This window comes from Variovorax sp. YR216 (assembly GCF_900107745.1).
GTDB lineage: Bacteria > Pseudomonadota > Gammaproteobacteria > Burkholderiales > Burkholderiaceae_C > Variovorax.
The window spans coordinates 132,273-148,083 of the sequence record NZ_FNRO01000001.1 but is presented as its reverse complement, the minus strand read 5'-3'; the positions used below and the strand labels follow the sequence as shown (position 1 = coordinate 148,083).

Below are 15,811 nucleotides of genomic sequence, written 5' to 3'. Positions count from 1 at the left end.
CGACACACCGCGACAACAGTTCAGGCTGAAGCCCGAAAGCGCACCACCACGCGAAGCCCGCCCAGCGACTCCGAGCGCTCCAGCCTCACGGTCGCGCCGTGCAGATCTGCGATCGACTTCACGATGGCCAGTCCGAGCCCGCTGCCGGGCGCTTGCGGCTCGCCGGACCGATAGAAGCGATCGAGCACCCGCTCGCGCTCGAGGGCGTCGATGCCTGGACCGCTGTCGTCCACGCTGAGTTCCACCCCGTCCGGGAGCGCGGCGATGTTCACGTCCACCCGCCCGCCCTCCGGCGTGTACTTGATGGCGTTGTCGAGCAGATTGCGAAGCAGCATTCGGAGTGCCTCCGCCTGGCCCGCCACCTTGACCGGATCGGCCTGCACGATACCGACGTCGATGTGCCGCGCCTGTGCGCCCGCGATCGCGTCGGAGATCGCCAGACGCGCGACCTCGGACAAGCCGACCTCTTCACGCTCGGCGCCCGAAGCGGCACTGGCTTCGTGGCGCGCGAGCGCGAGCATCTGCTCGACGAGCCGGGTCGCGCGATCGATGCCCGCAGCGAGACGAGCCACCGCAAGCTCGCGGGTGGATTCATCGGTCGCACGCTGCAGACCCTGCACCTGGAGCTTCAGGGCAGCGAGAGGTGAACGCAGTTCGTGCGCCGCATCGGCGACGAAATGCTTCTGGGCTTCGAAGGCCTTCTGAACGCGGGCGAACAGCAGGTTGAGTTCATGGACCAGCGGCCGGACCTCCTCGGGAAGATCGGTCTCGCTCAGCGGCGAGAGGTCGTCGGCCTGCCGCTCCGCCACCTGTCGCCGCACCCGTGCCACCGGCGCGAGCGAAAAGCTGACCACCCACCAGACCACCAGCATGAGCAGCGGCGCCGCCAGCGCGATCGGCCCCACGGTGCGCAGCGCGAGCGAGCCGGCCATCCGCCGACGCGCCGCCATGTCCTGTGCGACCTGGATCACCAGCGGTCCGGCCTGCATCGAAAACACGCGATAGGTCGTGCCGCGAGCCTGGACGTTCGAGAAGCCGAGCACCGCACGCTGCGGCAGCGCGGGGTGCGACGCAGACTGGAAGATCAGAAGGCCGTCGGCGGTCCAGACCTGGACGATGAACTCGAAGTTCTCCTCCCCCGCCCCGAGATTCCCGAGCCCGCCCACCGTCGCGCTCGGCGGCAGCCCCGCGCGCAGCGACAGCGCCATCTGCTGCATGTGGTGGTCGAAGATATCGTCGGCTTCCTCCAGCACGGTGCGGTAGGCCACGAACGCCTGAATGCCGGCAGCCACCACGATCGCGGCCAGGAGAAACCACAGCAGACGCGCACGCAATGATTTCATCAGGCGGTCATTCCTTCGGGACCATGTAGCCGACGCCGCGTACGTTGCGGATCAGGTCCGCGCCCAGCTTCTTGCGCAATCCGTGGACGTAGACCTCCACGGCATTGCTGCTGATTTCGTCCTTCCAGCTGTAGAGCTTTTCCTCGAGCTGCGCTCGGGAAAGCACCATCCCTGGTCGAGCGATCAACGGCTCGAGCACCGCCCATTCGCGCGCGGACAGCGTCACCGGCTGCCCGCGCACCGAAACTTCGCGCGTGGTCGGATTGACCGTGACGCCCATGTGCTCGTAGACCGGCTCCGCGCGCCCGGATGCGCGGCGCAGCAGGGCACGGATGCGAGCGAGGAGCTCGTCGAGGTCGTAGGGTTTCAGCACGTAGTCATCCGCGCCGGCATCGAGGCCTTCGATGCGCTGCTGCACCGAATCGCGCGCTGTCGCGATCAGCACCGGCATCCGCTGCTTGCGGGCCCGCAGCGCGCGCAGGACGTCGAGCCCGTCGCGGCGCGGCACACCCAGATCGAGCAGCACTAGGTCGTACTGCTGGGAGCGCAGCGCGCTGTCGGCCATGTCGCCGTCCTTGACCCAGTCGACGGCGTACTGCTCGGCCCGCAGGAGGTCGAGCACGGTCTCGCCGATCATCACATCGTCTTCAAGCAGCAGGAGTCGCATGGCTGTTCGGTCCTTCCGGCACAGTGTGGGAGATCGTAGCGGCGATCGCCGGCACCTATAGAAGCGCCCTGGCCTCCCGCGCCGCCTCGAACAGCAGCGGGAGCATGTCGCGCCGCAGCGTCTCCTCGTTGTGGTGACTGCCCGAAAGCACCACATTGAGCGCGGCGACGGTGTGCCCCTGCATGTCGCGCAGCGGCACCGCCAGCGCCTGGACACCGAGTTCGTGCTCTTCGCTGGCAAAGCAGAAGTCGTCTTTGCGGGCCTGGGCGATCCGTTGCCGGAGCACGCTCGTCTTCGTGATCGTGTGGGGCGTCAGGCGCGGGAGGGTGCGCCCCTTCAGCCATTGCGAAAGCTCGGCGGTGCCAAGGCCGGCCAGCAGGACGCGCCCGGTCGACGTGGCATGTGCCGGAAGCCGGGCACCCAGATGCAGTCCATACGCCAGAACGCGCGTCGGTGCGCCGTAGCTGCCGCTGCGCGCGACGATGACCACCTCTTCGCCGTCGAGCACCACGGCCGAGAACGACTCCTGCGTCTGCGCCGCGAGCCGGTTGAGCGTGGGCTGCAGAGCGCGCGGCAGGCGCGAAGACGCGAGATAGCTGCCTGAAAAGCGCAGCACCTTGGGCGCCATCCAGAAGTAGCTGCCGTCGGTCTCGAGATAGCCCAGATGCGCCAGCGTCAGCAGATGCCGGCGGGCCGCGGCACGCGTCAATCCGGCGCGCTCGGCTGCCAGCGTGGCGTTGAGCCGCTGGCGTTCGGTGTCGAAGCTCTCGAGCACGGCCATTCCCTTGGCGATGCCTTCGATGAAGTCGGGTTTTGCGATGGTCATGGCCGAAAGAGTTGCGCGATCATCGCGCAGGCAGGCTCATGATCGCACACAGCCTGAAAATCCGTCGAGACAGTACCCCATCGTCCGCCCTACGCTCGGGAATTCGTCATCTGGAGACAACCATGCGAACACAAGTAGCCATCATTGGTGCCGGACCAGCAGGACTGCTGCTCGGGCAACTGCTGCACAAGGCTGGAATCGACAACATCATCGTGGAGCGGCAGAGCGCCGACTACGTGCTCGGCCGCATTCGCGCCGGCGTCCTCGAGCAGGTCACGATGGACCTCCTCAAGCGGGCGGGCGTCGACGCCCGCGCCATCGCCGAGGGACTGCCGCACGAAGGCATCGAACTGCTGTTCAAGGGCGCCCGCCACCGCATCGACATGCACGGCCTGACCGACGGAAAGCAGGTGACGGTCTACGGCCAGACCGAAGTCACGCGGGACCTCATGGCCGCGCGCGACGCCGAAGGCCTCACCACGATCTACAGCGCGGCCTCGGTCAGCCTGCACGATTTCGACAGCGCCAAGCCCCGCGTCCGCTACGAGAAGGACGGCGCCACGCACGAGATCGAGTGCGACTTCATCGCCGGCTGCGACGGCTACCACGGCGTGAGCCGAACGAGCGTGCCACCGCAATCGATCCATACCTACGAGAAGATCTACCCGTTCGGATGGCTCGGCGTGCTGGCGGACGTGCCGCCCGTTTCTCACGAGCTCATCTACGCCAACACGTCGCGCGGCTTCGCCCTGTGCAGCATGCGCAGCGCCACGCGCAGCCGCTACTACGTCCAGGTGCCGACCGAGGAGCGCGTCGAGAACTGGAGCGACGAAGCATTCTGGAACGAGCTTCGCCTGCGGCTGGACCCCGAGGCGCGCGAACGCCTCGTCACCGGCCCCTCACTCGAAAAGAGCATCGCGCCGCTGCGCAGCTTCGTGGCCGAGCCCATGCGCTTCGGCAGCCTGTTCCTGGCCGGCGACGCGGCGCACATCGTCCCGCCGACCGGTGCCAAGGGCCTGAATCTCGCGACAGCCGACGTCGGCTATCTTTCGCGTGCGTTCGAGATCTTCTATGCGGAGAAGTCGGCCTCCGCGCTCGATCGGTACTCCGATCTCTGCCTGCGCCGCGTCTGGAAGGCCGAACGCTTCTCGTGGTGGTTCACCTCGCTGATGCACCGCTTTCCCGACACCGGCGAATTCGGCCAGAAGATCCAGGAAGCCGAGCTCGACTACCTGGTGCACTCCCGCGCCGCCTCGACGTCGCTCGCCGAAAACTACGTCGGCCTGCCGCTCGAAGACTTCTGAGCGCCCTGACCGGCGCCTTCAGGCGGCTGTGGTCATCAGCTGCCAGAGCCGGTCCGGCGTCAACGGCATGTCCAGTCGCGGCGACAGCTTGGCCATGCCGTTGCGCGCCAGCGCATCGGCCACCGCGTTCACGATGGCGGGCGTGGCACCGATGGTGCCGAGCTCCCCGACACCCTTCACCCCCAGCGGGTTGTTCTTGCAGGGCGTGGATTCGTCCATTTCCATGCGGAACATGGTGGCGATGATGTCCGCACGCGGCGCGGCGTAGTCCATCAGGCTGCCGGTCAGCGGCTGGCCGGTCTGCGGGTCATACACGACCCGCTCGCAGAGCGCCTGCCCGATGCCCTGAACCGCGCCGCCCTCGAGCTGGCCGCGCACGATCAGCGGGTTGACCACGCGGCCGACGTCGTTGACCGATGCATACGTCATCACGCCCACGTCGCCCGTTGCCGGATCGAGCTCCACCTCGGTGATGTGGCAGCCGTTCGGCCAGGTGGGACCGGACACCGTGCTGGTCGAATCCACGAAGATTTCGCCCTCGGGCTGCCGGCTCGCCAGCGTGAAGAGATCGAGCTGGAGGTCGGTCCCGGCGACATTGAAAAGGCCTGCGGCGTACTGAACGTCGGCCGGGGAAACCTCGAATTCCTGCGCCGCCAGCTCACGGGCCTTGTCGATGGTCCGCTCGGCGCCGATCCGCACCGCCGACCCGCCGGTGAAGAGCGATCGCGAGCCGGCGCTGCCGAAGCCGTCGCCGCGATCGGTGTCGCCGAGCACGATGCGCACCTTCTCGATCGGCACGCCGAAGGCATCCACCACCAGTTGGGCGAGCGTGGTCGCGATGCCCTGCCCCATGGCGTTCACCGCGGAATACACCTCGATGACGCCGTCGGCCTGAACGGACACCGTCACGCGCTCCTCGAAGACATTGCCCCCGGTCCATTCGAGGAAGGTCGCAATGCCCAGCCCACGCATGCGGCCCGCACGCTTCGACTCGGCGGCGCGCGCCTCGAAGCCGCCCCAGTCGGCGAGCTTCAGCGCCTGGTTCATGACCGATTCGAACTGGCCCGTGTCATAGGTCTGGCGCATCGGATTCGTGTAGGGCATCTGCTCTGGTCGGATGAAGTTCCGGCGGCGAAGCTCGATGCGGTCGATGCCAGTCTGGCGAGCCGCCTCGTCCATCAGGCGCTCCATGTTGTAGATCGCCTCCGGGCGACCGGCACCACGGTAGGCCCCGGTTGGCGCCGTATTGGTCAGCACCGCCTTGAAGTGGAAATCGATGGTCTGAATGTCGTAGACGCTCGTCTGGACCCACGGGCCGATCAGGAGTTGGATCGCCACCCCCGTGCCCGTCGCATAGGCGCCGACATTTGCATGGGACTTGATGCGCAGGCCGAGGATCTTTCCGTTGGCATCGAGCGCCAGTTCGGCGTGCGCCTCGATGTCGCGGCCGTGCGACGTGGAGAGGAATTCCTCGCTCCGGTCCGCAACCCACTTGACCGCGCGCTTCAGCGCATGCGCCGCGAAAGCCACGGCGATGTCCTCCGGGTAGGCGCCCGTCTTCATGCCGAAGCCCCCCCCGACGTCGCCGACGACCACCCGCACCTTTTCCTTGGGCAGGCCGATGGCGGCGCACACGGAGTCGCGGACGCCCGAGGGCATCTGAGTGCTCATCCGGATGGTGATGCGGTCCGTCGCGGCGTCAAAGTCCGCGAGCACCGAGCGCGGCTCGATCGTGAGCGCCACGACACGCTGGTTGACCACATCGAGCGCGACCACATGGCTCGCCTTGGCGAAGGCCTGGGCAGTGGCTTCAGCGCTGCCATGCCGCATTTCAGCAGCGATGTTGCCCGTCGCAGCGTCATACACGAGCGGCGCGCCGTCGGCCGTGGCGCCCGCGATATCGACGACCATCGGCAGTTCCGCGTAGTCGACCATCACTGCCTCGGCGGCATCGCGCGCCTGCTGCGCAGTCTCGGCGACCACGATCGCCACGGGTTCACCGACGAAACGCACCCTGCCCACTGCCAGGACATGACGCTCGGGCGTCGCGCAATCCGAGCCATCGGCGCGCTTGAAGGCTGCGGCGCCGGGCATCGGCTGAACGCCGGCCGCAGCCAGGTCCGCACCAGTGAAGACGCCGAGCACACCAGGCATCGCCGCCGCCGAATCGCGGTCGATCGAGACCAGCTTCGCATGGGGATAGGGTGACCGTACGAAGCTGAGCCAGGCTTGGCCCGGCACCGAGACATCGTCGGTATAGCGGCCGGCGCCGGCCAGCAGGGCTTCGTCCTCGAGTCGCTTGACTGCCTGACCGCTTCCGAAGCGCGTGGGATTCGTTTCAGTTGTCACCGTCTTCCTTTGTGTTGGGTCGTGGGAATTTTTCGGGGTCACAAACGACTATAGGGTCTTCGGGTACTTTCGGCTCGATGCGATCCTGCTCGCGCCAAAGCATGCAAACATTCGAGCATGCAACTGCCTTGGCTCGAGCCCAACGACCCGCTCCCTGACGCTGCCATGGCGTGGGGCGATGCCGACCCCGTGCCCGGACTGCTGGCGGCCGGCGGAGCGCTCGATGTCGCCAACCTCCTGCAGGCCTACGCCAATGGCATCTTTCCCTGGTTCAGCGAAGGCCAGCCGATTCTTTGGTGGAGTCCCGATCCGCGAATGGTGCTCCAAGTCGGAGAATTTCGCCTGCACCGCTCGCTGCGCAAGACCATCGCCCACTTTGCCGCAGGCGAGCGCTGCGAGATCCGCATAGACCATGCGTTCGAAACGGTGATTTCGCACTGCTCGCAGTCGCCCCGACCCGGCCAGACCGGCACCTGGATCCTGCCCGACATGGTGCGCGCCTACACCGCGCTCCATCGCGCAGGCCATGCCCACAGCGTCGAGACCTGGGTGGACGGCGAACTTGTCGGCGGCCTCTACTGCGTGGCCATCGGGCGCGCTGTCTTCGGCGAATCGATGTTCGCGCGGCGAACGGACGCCTCCAAGATCGCACTGTCGGCGCTGGTCTGCTTCTGCCTGCGGCATGGCATCTCGATGATCGATTGCCAGCAGAACACAGCCCACCTCGCCAGTCTCGGTGCGCACGAAATGCCGCGAGCCGACTTCGTGTCGCACGTGGCCCACGCCCGCGGATTACCCGGCCCTGCCTGGCGCTTCGAGCCCGTATACTGGAATCAACTCTTGTCCGCGCGAACTTTCTTGAAGACGTGACGCACCTCAAGGACCTCCCGCTCCACACGCTGCAGTTCTACGCGACGGCACCTTATCCGTGCAGCTATCTGCCTGACCGGCAGGCGCGATCCCAGGTCGCCACGCCGAGCCACCTCATCCACAACGACGCCTATTCGGACCTGGTGCTGAGCGGGTTTCGCCGCAGTGGCATGTTCACCTACCGGCCATATTGCGACGGGTGCAATGCGTGCGTTCCGCTGCGGGTGCTGGTCAACGGATTCGCCCCCACCCGAAGCCAACGCCGCGCGCTGTCGCGGCATTCGGATCTCCAGGCGCGGGTGCTCAAACTGTGCTTCGTGCCCGAGCACTACCAGCTCTACCTGCGCTACCAGAATGGCCGACACGCAGGCGGCGGCATGGACCACGACAGCATCGACCAGTACACGCAGTTCCTTCTGCAAAGCCGCGTCAACTCACGGCTGGTGGAGTTTCGCGAGACGCGTCCTGATGGCAGCGCCGGTGTGCTCAAGATGGTGTCCATCCTCGACGTCCTCAACGACGGACTGTCCGCGGTCTATACCTTTTATGAGCCGGAGACTGGAGCGAGCTACGGCAACTACAGCGTGCTCTGGCAGATCGAACAGGCCCGCAAGCTCGGATTGCCCCATGTATACCTGGGCTACTGGATCCAGGGCAGTGCCAAGATGAACTACAAGGCGCGGTACAGCCCGCACGAAGTTCTGCTCAACGGTCAATGGCAGTTACCACCGAGTCATTTCACCAAGTAAAATCGCGACCGGCTTCGAACCGTGTTGCAAATGAAAAAGCTCCAATCCGACGTTCCCGCTACGCCCGTGATCCAGGTCATCGAGCGCATGTTCGCGCTGATCGACGTGCTCGCGTCGCGGGAAGAAGCGATTTCGCTCAAGGAGATCAGCGAGAAGACGGGGCTGCACCCGTCCACCACGCACCGCATCCTGAACGACCTGGCGGTCGGCCGCTTCGTCGATCGCCCGGAGGCCGGAAGCTACCGGCTTGGCATGCGCCTGCTGGAACTTGGCAACCTGGTCAAGGGCCGTCTGAACGTCCGCGATGCCGCCATGGCGCCGATGCGGGAACTGCACAAGCTCACGCAGCAGCCGGTGAACCTCAGCATGCGGCAGGGCGACGAGATCGTCTACATCGAGCGCGCCTACAGCGAGCGCTCCGGCATGCAGGTGGTCCGCGCGATCGGCGGGCGGGCGCCACTGCACCTGACTTCGACCGGCAAACTATTCCTCGCGGTGGACGAGCCTCAGCGTGTTCGCAGCTACGCCACGCGCACGGGTCTGGCCGGCCACACGCGCAACAGCATCACGCAGTTGCCTGTTCTAGAACGCGAACTATCGAAAGCGCGCCAGTACGGCATCGCGCGAGACAACGAGGAGCTCGAGCTCGGCGTGCGCTGCATGGCCGCGGGAATCTACGACGACCAGGGAAAGCTGGTGGCCGGACTCTCGATCTCGGCCCCCGCCGACCGGCTGGACGACGGCTGGCTGCCAAAGCTGCAGGCCACCGCGAACGAGATCTCCAGCGCGCTGGGCTACAAGGCGAGCCCGACGGGCTCAGCCTGAAAGCGAAAAGGGCCGCTATCCGGATGGACGAAGCGGCCCGTTCAAGGGGTCAGGTCACGCGAGATCAGGTCGCGTTGCTCGACGCTACGTGCTGCTGCGCGGCCTTGTTGAGCATGTGATTGGCCTCCACCCAGCGGCGAACGCGCTCGGCATCACCGATGCGGCTCAGCTTCCCTGCCGAATCGAGGAACACCATGATCAGCTTGCGGCCTGCAATCTTCGCCTGCATCACCAGGCACTGGCCTGCTTCGCTGATGTAGCCGGTCTTCTGCACGCCGATGTCCCAATCCGGGTTCTTCACAAGCCGGTTGGTCGTGTTGAACTGCAGCACGCGATTGCCGACTTCAACCTGATACTCCGGCGAGGTCGACAGCTGGCGGACGGTGGCATCCGCATAGGCCGCGTTCACCAGGAGCGCCAGATCCTGCGCGCTCGACTGGTTGCGGCTCGACAAGCCCGTCGGTTCGACGTAGCTCGTGTCCTTCATGCCCAGCATCTTCGCCTTCGCGTTCATGACGCTCACGAAAGTCTCCAGACCTCCGGGATAGGTGCGGCCGAGCGCATGCGCAGCGCGGTTCTCGCTGGACATCAGGGCCAGATGAAGGAGCTCTCCCCGCGGCAGGGTCGTTCCGACGCTCAGGCGCGAGCCGCTTCGCTTCTCGGTGTCGACATCATCCTGCGTGATGGTGATCAGTTCGTCGGACGGCAGCCGGGCCTCGCTGATGAGCAGGCCGGTCATGAGTTTGGTCAGCGAAGCGATGGGAAGAACGGCGTGGTCGTTCTTGCTCAGGAGCACTTCATGGGTGTCTTGATCGATGACCAGCGCCACGCTGGACTTCAGGTCGAGTGCATCGGGCGTCTGATGCAAACCGGCCAGCTGGCCGAACGAGAGACGCGCAGGCGCGGGTTCCGCAACACGCACGACCGATCGGCGTTGCACAGCCACGACAGTACGGCCATTCTTCTGGCGAACCGAGGCGACTACGTTCTTGCCGCCGCTGACGACTTTCTCGTCCTTGTCAGCACCCGCCTTCCGCTTGGAGGACGCGGTTTCACGGGTCGGCACCGATGCAGTCTTGCGCTTGCTGTCTGCGGTGGCGGTCTTCTTGGTTGCCGGTCCCTTCTTTTCGGCGGCTTGGGCGGCTGGCAACAAAAACGCCGTCGCGCACAGCGCAACGGCGAGCATGCGAAACGCGGGAAGGAACCGCTGGCTTGAAACTCGATGGGTACGGGCTTCGGGCATTAAAAACTCTCCAGCGGAAAATAGGTTTCCGAAGTGTATCGAAATCAAAAAAGGCACGCAATATCAGTTACTTGCATCCTCTTCTTCATTCGAAAACAAGGAGCACTTTAATATTCAACCTTGTGCCGCTACTCTCTCAGCTTGGCTCTGTAACTTGTTGAGCGCACTCAAATAAGCCTTGGCCGACGCCACCACGATATCGGGGTCCGCCCCGACACCGTTGACGACCCGGCCTGCATTTTGCAGCCGCACTGTCACCTCTCCCTGACTCTCCGTCGATCCGCTGATCGCATTGACCGAATAGAGCACCATCTCGGCGCCACTCTTGACGTGCGCCTCGATCGCCTTCAGCGAAGCATCGACCGGACCATTGCCATCCGACTCTCCGGTGACCTCCTTGCCGTTCACGGTGAACACGATGCGCGCCTGAGGCCGCTCACCTGTTTCACTATGTTGCGACAGGGAAACAAAACCAAACTGTTCCCCAACGTGCGAGAGCTCCTCGTCGCTGACCAGCGCGAGGATGTCTTCATCAAATATTTCACTTTTCCGATCGGCGAGTTCCTTGAAGCGCGCGAATGCGGCGTTGACGTCCGCCTCGCTCTCCATGGTCACGCCCAGTTCCTGGAGGCGCTGCTTGAACGCATTCCGCCCGCTGAGTTTGCCGAGCACGATCTTGTTGGCGGTCCAACCCACGTCCTCGGCTCGCATGATCTCGTAGGTATCGCGCGCCTTGAGGACGCCGTCCTGGTGGATCCCCGAGGCGTGCGCAAAGGCATTCGCCCCCACGACCGCCTTGTTCGGCTGCACCACGAACCCGGTCGTCTGGCTGACCATGCGGCTCGCCGCCACGATGTGGCGTGTGTCGATGCCCAGATCCAGCCCGAAATAGTCCTTGCGGGTCTTCACCGCCATGACGATCTCTTCGAGCGAGCAGTTGCCGGCGCGCTCGCCCAAGCCGTTGATGGTGCATTCAACCTGCCGCGCACCGCCGATCTTTACGCCGGCGAGCGAATTGGCGACCGCCATGCCCAAGTCGTTGTGGCAGTGAACGGACCACACCGCCTTGTCACTGTTCGGGATCCTTTCGCGCAGCGTCTTGATGAAATTGCCGTAGAGCTCCGGGATCGCGTAGCCCACGGTGTCGGGCACATTGATCGTGGTGGCGCCCTCGTTGATGACCGCCTCCAGCACCCGGCAGAGAAAGTCCGGGTCGCTTCGATACCCATCCTCCGGGCTGAATTCCACATCGGCGATCAGATTGCGCGCGAAGCGCACCGACAGCTTCGCCTGCTCGAACACCTCGTCGGGCGTCATCCGCAGCTTCTTCTCCATGTGAAGCGGCGAGGTCGCAATGAACGTGTGGATCCGGCCACGGGCCGCACCCTTGAGCGCTTCGGCCGCGCGCGAAATGTCGCGATCATTGGCGCGTGACAGGCCACAGACGATCGATTCCTTGATCGCATTCGCGATCGCGACCACCGCGTCGAAGTCGCCGTTCGAACTCGCGGGAAAACCCGCTTCGATCACGTCGACCCGGAGACGTTCGAGCTGGCGCGCGATGCGCAGCTTCTCGTCCTTGGTCATGGAAGCACCGGGCGACTGCTCGCCGTCGCGCAGGGTGGTGTCGAAAATGATCAGTTTGTCGGCCATCGTGGATCTCCTTTGTTCCATGTCACGGCCCGGCAGTGCGCGCACTGCCGGGCGAAGGCCGCGCCGCGGCCCTTCCGCCGGCTCAGGCGGGTTCAGCCACCGATTGTGCGCCGGCCGAGGCCTGGGTCCGAGCCCTCGCCAACCCCGATACGATGGCTTTCAGCGAAGCCGAGATGATGTTCGCATCCATCCCGACGCCGAAGAGCGTCCTGGATTCGTCGACCCGCAGTTCGAGGTAGGCGACCGCCTGGGCGTCGGCTCCGGAGCCGATCGCGTGCTGGTGGTAGTCGATGACGCGGATCGAGTGCCCGGTGGCTTCCGCCAGCGCATGGATGAAGGCGTCGATCGGGCCGTTGCCGCGCCCTTCGATCCGTCGGACTTCGCCTTCCCATGGAAGGTCGGCACGAAGGACCACGGAAGCGTCGGCTCCCTCGCCCTGCTCTTCGAGCACGCGGTGTTGCGGGCCCGCCGCATCACGAATTCCATACTCGCCTTCGAAGAGCGCCCAGAGATCGGCGGCCGTGAGTTCCTTGCCGGCCACGTCCATCACACGTTGGACGATCTGGCTGAATTCCATCTGCAGGCGCCGGGGCAGTTCGAGCCCGTATTCGCTCTCGAGAAGGTAGGAGATGCCACCCTTGCCCGACTGGCTGTTGACGCGAATCACCGCTTCGTACGTCCGCCCCACGTCCTTGGGGTCGATCGGCAGATAAGGCATGTCCCAGATGTCGCCGTCCTTGCGCGCGGCGAACGCCTTCTTGATCGCATCCTGGTGCGATCCCGAGAAGGAGGTGTAGACCAGATCGCCGACGTAGGGATGACGCGGGTGCACGGGCAACTGGTTGCAGTGCTCCACGGTGGCACGGATTTCGTCGATGTTCGAGAAATCGAGCTCGGGAGACACGCCCTGCGTGTAGAGGTTGAGGGCCACGTTCACAAGGTCGAGATTGCCTGTTCGCTCGCCGTTGCCGAAGAGACAGCCTTCGATCCGGTCAGCGCCAGCCATGAGGGCGAATTCGCCAGCCGCGGTACCGGTGCCGCGATCGTTGTGCGGGTGAACCGACAGGACGATCGAGTCACGGCGAGCGAGATGACGGTGCATCCACTCGATCATGTCCGCGAAGATGTTCGGGGTCGAGTGCTCGACCGTCGACGGCAGGTTGACGATGCACTTGCGCTCCGGCGTCGGTGCCCACACCGCCGTCACCGCATCGACCACCCGCTTGGAGAACGCGAGGTCCGTGCCTGAGAACATCTCCGGCGAATATTGGAACGTCCACTGCGTGTTTGGCTGCTTTGCGGCGAGTTCGTTGAACATTCGCGCATGCGTGGTCGCGAGTTCGACGATCTCGTCCTCGTCCATGCCGAGCACCACACGGCGCATGACCGGCGCCACGGCGTTGTACAGGTGAACGATCGCGCGCGGCGCGCCCTGCAAAGCCTCGAAGGTGCGCTCGATCAGATGATCGCGGGCCTGCGTCAGCACCTGGATCGTCACGTCGTCCGGAATGCGGTCTTCTTCGATGAGCTTGCGCACGAAGTCGAACTCGATCTGCGAGGCAGAAGGAAAGCCAACTTCGATTTCCTTGAAGCCGATCTCAACCAGCGTCTCGAACATCCGCATCTTGCGGGCGATGTCCATGGGCTCCACCAGCGCCTGATTGCCGTCACGCAGATCGGTCGACAGCCAGATCGGGGCCTTCGTCAGCACGGCATCGGGCCAGGTGCGATCTTTGAGGCCGACCGGCGCAAAGGCACGGTACTTGAGGTCGGGTTGCTTCAACATCTGATATTTCTCGCTGTGGTTGGATCAACCAGCAACCCCAAAAACAAACGGCCCGTTGCTGGTGCGAACGGGCCGTTGTGAGGAATTTGCGCGCGCGCTAACTTCTCCGCCCGTAGGGGATCAGTAGTAGGGCCAGCGAAATCTTGTTCATAGGAGGCTGGAATGTAGCACAGCAGTGGCTACTTGTGCAGACCTCGCTCATCGGGTTCATCGGTAGAGATGCTGATGACGCTGACCTGCTGCCCTTTTGCCTTGCGCCAACCGTAGACGACATAGCCACTGAGTCCGTACGCGACGAACATACCGAACAGAACCGTCGGCGGATGGATGTTGACGATGGCGATGCCCAGAGCGATCAGAACGATCACGGCGAAGGGCACACTCTTCTTCACCTGCACGTCCTTGAAGCTGTAGAAAGGCGCGTTGGTCACCATCGAAAGCCCGGCGTACAGCGTGAAGCCGAAGGTGATCCAGGTGATCTGCTGCCACGAGAGATACAGCACCTCGCCGCCGCGCTTGCCCCATTCGGTCACCAGCCAGATGAAGCCTGCGACCAACGCTGCAGCCGCGGGTGACGGCAAGCCCTGGAACCAACGCTTGTCGACGACGCCCGTGTTGACGTTGAACCGGGCGAGTCGCAATGCAGCGCAGGCGCAGTAGACGAAGGCGGCGATCCAACCCCAGCGGCCCAGCCCTTTCAGCGACCACTCATAGGCGATCAGCGCCGGCGCTGCACCGAAGGACACCATGTCCGACAGCGAATCCATCTGCTCGCCGAATGCGCTCTGCGTGTTGGTGAGTCGAGCGACGCGACCATCGAGGCTGTCCAGGATCATGGCCGCAAAGACACCCAGCGCAGCCAGATCGAATCGCGCATTCATCGCCATCACGATGGCGTAGAAGCCCCCGAACAAGGCCGCGAGCGTGAACAGGTTCGGCAGGATGTAGATACCCTTCCGACGCTTCTTGGGCGCCAGTTCCTCGGGCATCGTGTCGTCATGCATGCAGCCGGCCTCCAGCGCGCGCCGCAGCGGCGCCAATGACTGTCGGATTCAGGACAAATGAGGGGGTCGATTGCATCGGTCGCAGTGTAGTTCAGGCGCCATGGCGCTCAGAAAGAAAAGGGCCACCGAAGGGTGGCCCTGATCATGTTCGGAAAGATTCCGATCAGTTGCGGGTCTGGTCGACCAGCTTGTTCTTCTTGATCCACGGCATCATCGCGCGCAGCTTCTCGCCGACCACTTCGATCTGGTGCTCGGCGTTGAGGCGGCGACGGCTGATGAGCGTCGGCGCGCCGGCCGCGTTTTCCAGCACGAAGCTCTTCGCGTATTCGCCGGTCTGGATGTCTTTCAGAACCTGCTTCATGACCTTCTTGGTCTCTTCGGTCACGACGCGCGGACCCGTCACGTATTCGCCGTACTCGGCGTTGTTCGAGATCGAGTAGTTCATGTTCGCGATGCCGCCTTCATAGATCAGGTCGACGATCAGCTTCAGTTCGTGCAGGCACTCGAAGTACGCCATTTCAGGCGCGTAGCCAGCTTCGACCAGGGTCTCGAAACCAGCCTTGATCAGCTCGACCGTGCCGCCGCACAGAACGGCCTGCTCGCCGAACAGGTCGGTCTCCGTTTCTTCGCGGAAGTTGGTTTCGATGATGCCGGCCTTGCCGCCGCCGTTGGCCGTAGCGTACGACAGCGCGAGATCACGGGCCTTGCCGCTGCGATCGGCGTGGACAGCGATCAGATGCGGAACACCGCCGCCTTGCGTGTAGGTGCTGCGAACCGTGTGGCCGGGGGCCTTGGGCGCAACCATCCACACGTCGAGATCGGCGCGCGGCTGAACGAAACCGTAGTGCACGTTGAAGCCGTGCGCGAAGACGAGCGAAGCACCTTCCTTGATGTGCGGCGCGACGTCGTTCTTGTAGACGTTCGCAATCTGCTCGTCGGGCAGGAGGATCATGACGACGTCGGCGGACTTCACGGCCTCGGCGACTTCAGCCACCTTGAGGCCGGCCTTCTCGACCTTCGACCACGATGCGCCACCCTTGCGCAGACCGACGACAACCTTGACGCCGCTGTCGTTCAGGTTCTGCGCATGCGCATGACCTTGGCTGCCGTAGCCGATGATTGCAACCGTCTTGCCCTTGATGAGGCTGAGATCAGCGTCCTTGTCGTAGTAGACCTTCATGAGATTTCTCCT

13 protein-coding genes are annotated in these 15,811 nt (G+C 64.4%); 4 read left to right on the top strand and 9 right to left on the bottom strand.

What is annotated here, in order from left to right; all coding sequences use genetic code 11:
- Window positions 1-20: 20 nt before the first annotated feature.
- The 3 genes from BLW05_RS00670 to BLW05_RS00660 are packed head-to-tail and all read right to left on the bottom strand — an operon-like array spanning window position 21 to window position 2,836.
- Window positions 21-1,343 carry an ATP-binding protein gene (locus tag BLW05_RS00670; RefSeq protein WP_093158420.1) on the bottom strand — a complete coding sequence of 441 codons (1,323 nt, stop codon included), beginning with the start codon at window positions 1,341-1,343 and terminating at the stop codon, window positions 21-23.
- 7 nt (window positions 1,344-1,350) lie between these two features.
- Window positions 1,351-2,010 carry a response regulator gene (locus tag BLW05_RS00665; protein WP_093158417.1) on the bottom strand — a complete coding sequence of 220 codons (660 nt, stop codon included), beginning with the start codon at window positions 2,008-2,010 and terminating at the stop codon, window positions 1,351-1,353.
- A 55-nt stretch (window positions 2,011-2,065) separates the two neighbouring features.
- Window positions 2,066-2,836, bottom strand: coding sequence for an IclR family transcriptional regulator domain-containing protein (locus BLW05_RS00660; protein WP_093158415.1), 771 nt, complete (start codon window positions 2,834-2,836; stop codon window positions 2,066-2,068).
- A 122-nt stretch (window positions 2,837-2,958) separates the two neighbouring features.
- Here BLW05_RS00660 and pobA point away from each other — a divergent pair, with 122 nt between their 5' ends.
- The gene (pobA, locus tag BLW05_RS00655; protein ID WP_093158412.1) at window positions 2,959-4,140 is read left to right on the top strand and encodes a 4-hydroxybenzoate 3-monooxygenase; all 1,182 of its coding nucleotides are present in this window, start codon (window positions 2,959-2,961) and stop codon (window positions 4,138-4,140) included.
- 18 nt (window positions 4,141-4,158) lie between these two features.
- Here the strand turns inward: pobA and BLW05_RS00650 are convergent, their stop codons facing one another.
- On the bottom strand, window positions 4,159-6,489 hold the full coding sequence (locus tag BLW05_RS00650) for a xanthine dehydrogenase family protein molybdopterin-binding subunit (protein WP_093158409.1): 2,331 nt from the start codon (window positions 6,487-6,489) through the stop codon (window positions 4,159-4,161).
- Window positions 6,490-6,606: 117 nt separating this feature from the next.
- Between BLW05_RS00650 and aat the strand changes: the two genes are divergently transcribed.
- The 3 genes from aat to BLW05_RS00635 are packed head-to-tail and all read left to right on the top strand — an operon-like array spanning window position 6,607 to window position 8,933.
- Window positions 6,607-7,359 carry a leucyl/phenylalanyl-tRNA--protein transferase gene (gene aat / locus BLW05_RS00645; protein ID WP_093158406.1) on the top strand — a complete coding sequence of 251 codons (753 nt, stop codon included), beginning with the start codon at window positions 6,607-6,609 and terminating at the stop codon, window positions 7,357-7,359.
- Window positions 7,356-8,108: an arginyltransferase gene (locus tag BLW05_RS00640; protein ID WP_093158404.1), complete on the top strand. Its 753-nt coding sequence runs from the start codon at window positions 7,356-7,358 to the stop codon at window positions 8,106-8,108. Before aat ends, BLW05_RS00640 begins: the two co-directional genes overlap by 4 nt.
- 30 nt (window positions 8,109-8,138) lie before the next feature.
- Window positions 8,139-8,933, top strand: a complete 795-nt coding sequence (locus BLW05_RS00635; RefSeq protein ID WP_093158401.1) for an IclR family transcriptional regulator — start codon at window positions 8,139-8,141, stop codon at window positions 8,931-8,933.
- 64 nt (window positions 8,934-8,997) lie between these two features.
- On the opposite strand, the gene BLW05_RS00630 is transcribed toward BLW05_RS00635, so the two are convergent.
- The 5 genes from BLW05_RS00630 to ilvC all read right to left on the bottom strand — a co-directional run bounded on the left by BLW05_RS00630 (window position 8,998) and on the right by ilvC (window position 15,799).
- Window positions 8,998-10,176 (bottom strand): D-alanyl-D-alanine carboxypeptidase family protein, encoded by a 1,179-nt coding sequence (locus tag BLW05_RS00630; protein ID WP_093158399.1) that lies wholly within the window; start codon window positions 10,174-10,176, stop codon window positions 8,998-9,000.
- 114 nt (window positions 10,177-10,290) lie between these two features.
- Window positions 10,291-11,829 carry a 2-isopropylmalate synthase gene (locus BLW05_RS00625; RefSeq protein WP_093158396.1) on the bottom strand — a complete coding sequence of 513 codons (1,539 nt, stop codon included), beginning with the start codon at window positions 11,827-11,829 and terminating at the stop codon, window positions 10,291-10,293.
- Window positions 11,830-11,911: 82 nt separating this feature from the next.
- Complete coding sequence (gene leuA, locus BLW05_RS00620; protein WP_093158394.1) at window positions 11,912-13,615, bottom strand: 2-isopropylmalate synthase; 1,704 nt, start codon at window positions 13,613-13,615, stop codon at window positions 11,912-11,914.
- 179 nt (window positions 13,616-13,794) lie between these two features.
- Window positions 13,795-14,619, bottom strand: coding sequence for a CDP-diacylglycerol--serine O-phosphatidyltransferase (gene pssA / locus BLW05_RS00615; RefSeq protein ID WP_093160330.1), 825 nt, complete (start codon window positions 14,617-14,619; stop codon window positions 13,795-13,797).
- Between the two features lie 163 nt (window positions 14,620-14,782).
- On the bottom strand, window positions 14,783-15,799 hold the full coding sequence (ilvC, locus tag BLW05_RS00610; RefSeq protein ID WP_093158391.1) for a ketol-acid reductoisomerase: 1,017 nt from the start codon (window positions 15,797-15,799) through the stop codon (window positions 14,783-14,785).
- Window positions 15,800-15,811 lie beyond the last annotated feature (12 nt).

Coding starts and splice junctions, on each gene's coding strand:
- ilvC (WP_093158391.1), bottom strand. CDS start 15,799: ATGAAGGTCTACTACGACAAGGACGCTGATCTCAGCCTCATCAAGGGC.
- BLW05_RS00625 (WP_093158396.1), bottom strand. CDS start 11,829: ATGGCCGACAAACTGATCATTTTCGACACCACCCTGCGCGACGGCGAG.
- BLW05_RS00670 (WP_093158420.1), bottom strand. CDS start 1,343: ATGAAATCATTGCGTGCGCGTCTGCTGTGGTTTCTCCTGGCCGCGATC.
- pobA (WP_093158412.1), top strand. CDS start 2,959: ATGCGAACACAAGTAGCCATCATTGGTGCCGGACCAGCAGGACTGCTG.
- BLW05_RS00660 (WP_093158415.1), bottom strand. CDS start 2,836: ATGACCATCGCAAAACCCGACTTCATCGAAGGCATCGCCAAGGGAATG.
- BLW05_RS00635 (WP_093158401.1), top strand. CDS start 8,139: ATGAAAAAGCTCCAATCCGACGTTCCCGCTACGCCCGTGATCCAGGTC.
- BLW05_RS00665 (WP_093158417.1), bottom strand. CDS start 2,010: ATGCGACTCCTGCTGCTTGAAGACGATGTGATGATCGGCGAGACCGTG.
- BLW05_RS00630 (WP_093158399.1), bottom strand. CDS start 10,176: ATGCCCGAAGCCCGTACCCATCGAGTTTCAAGCCAGCGGTTCCTTCCC.
- leuA (WP_093158394.1), bottom strand. CDS start 13,615: ATGTTGAAGCAACCCGACCTCAAGTACCGTGCCTTTGCGCCGGTCGGC.
- aat (WP_093158406.1), top strand. CDS start 6,607: ATGCAACTGCCTTGGCTCGAGCCCAACGACCCGCTCCCTGACGCTGCC.
- pssA (WP_093160330.1), bottom strand. CDS start 14,619: ATGCATGACGACACGATGCCCGAGGAACTGGCGCCCAAGAAGCGTCGG.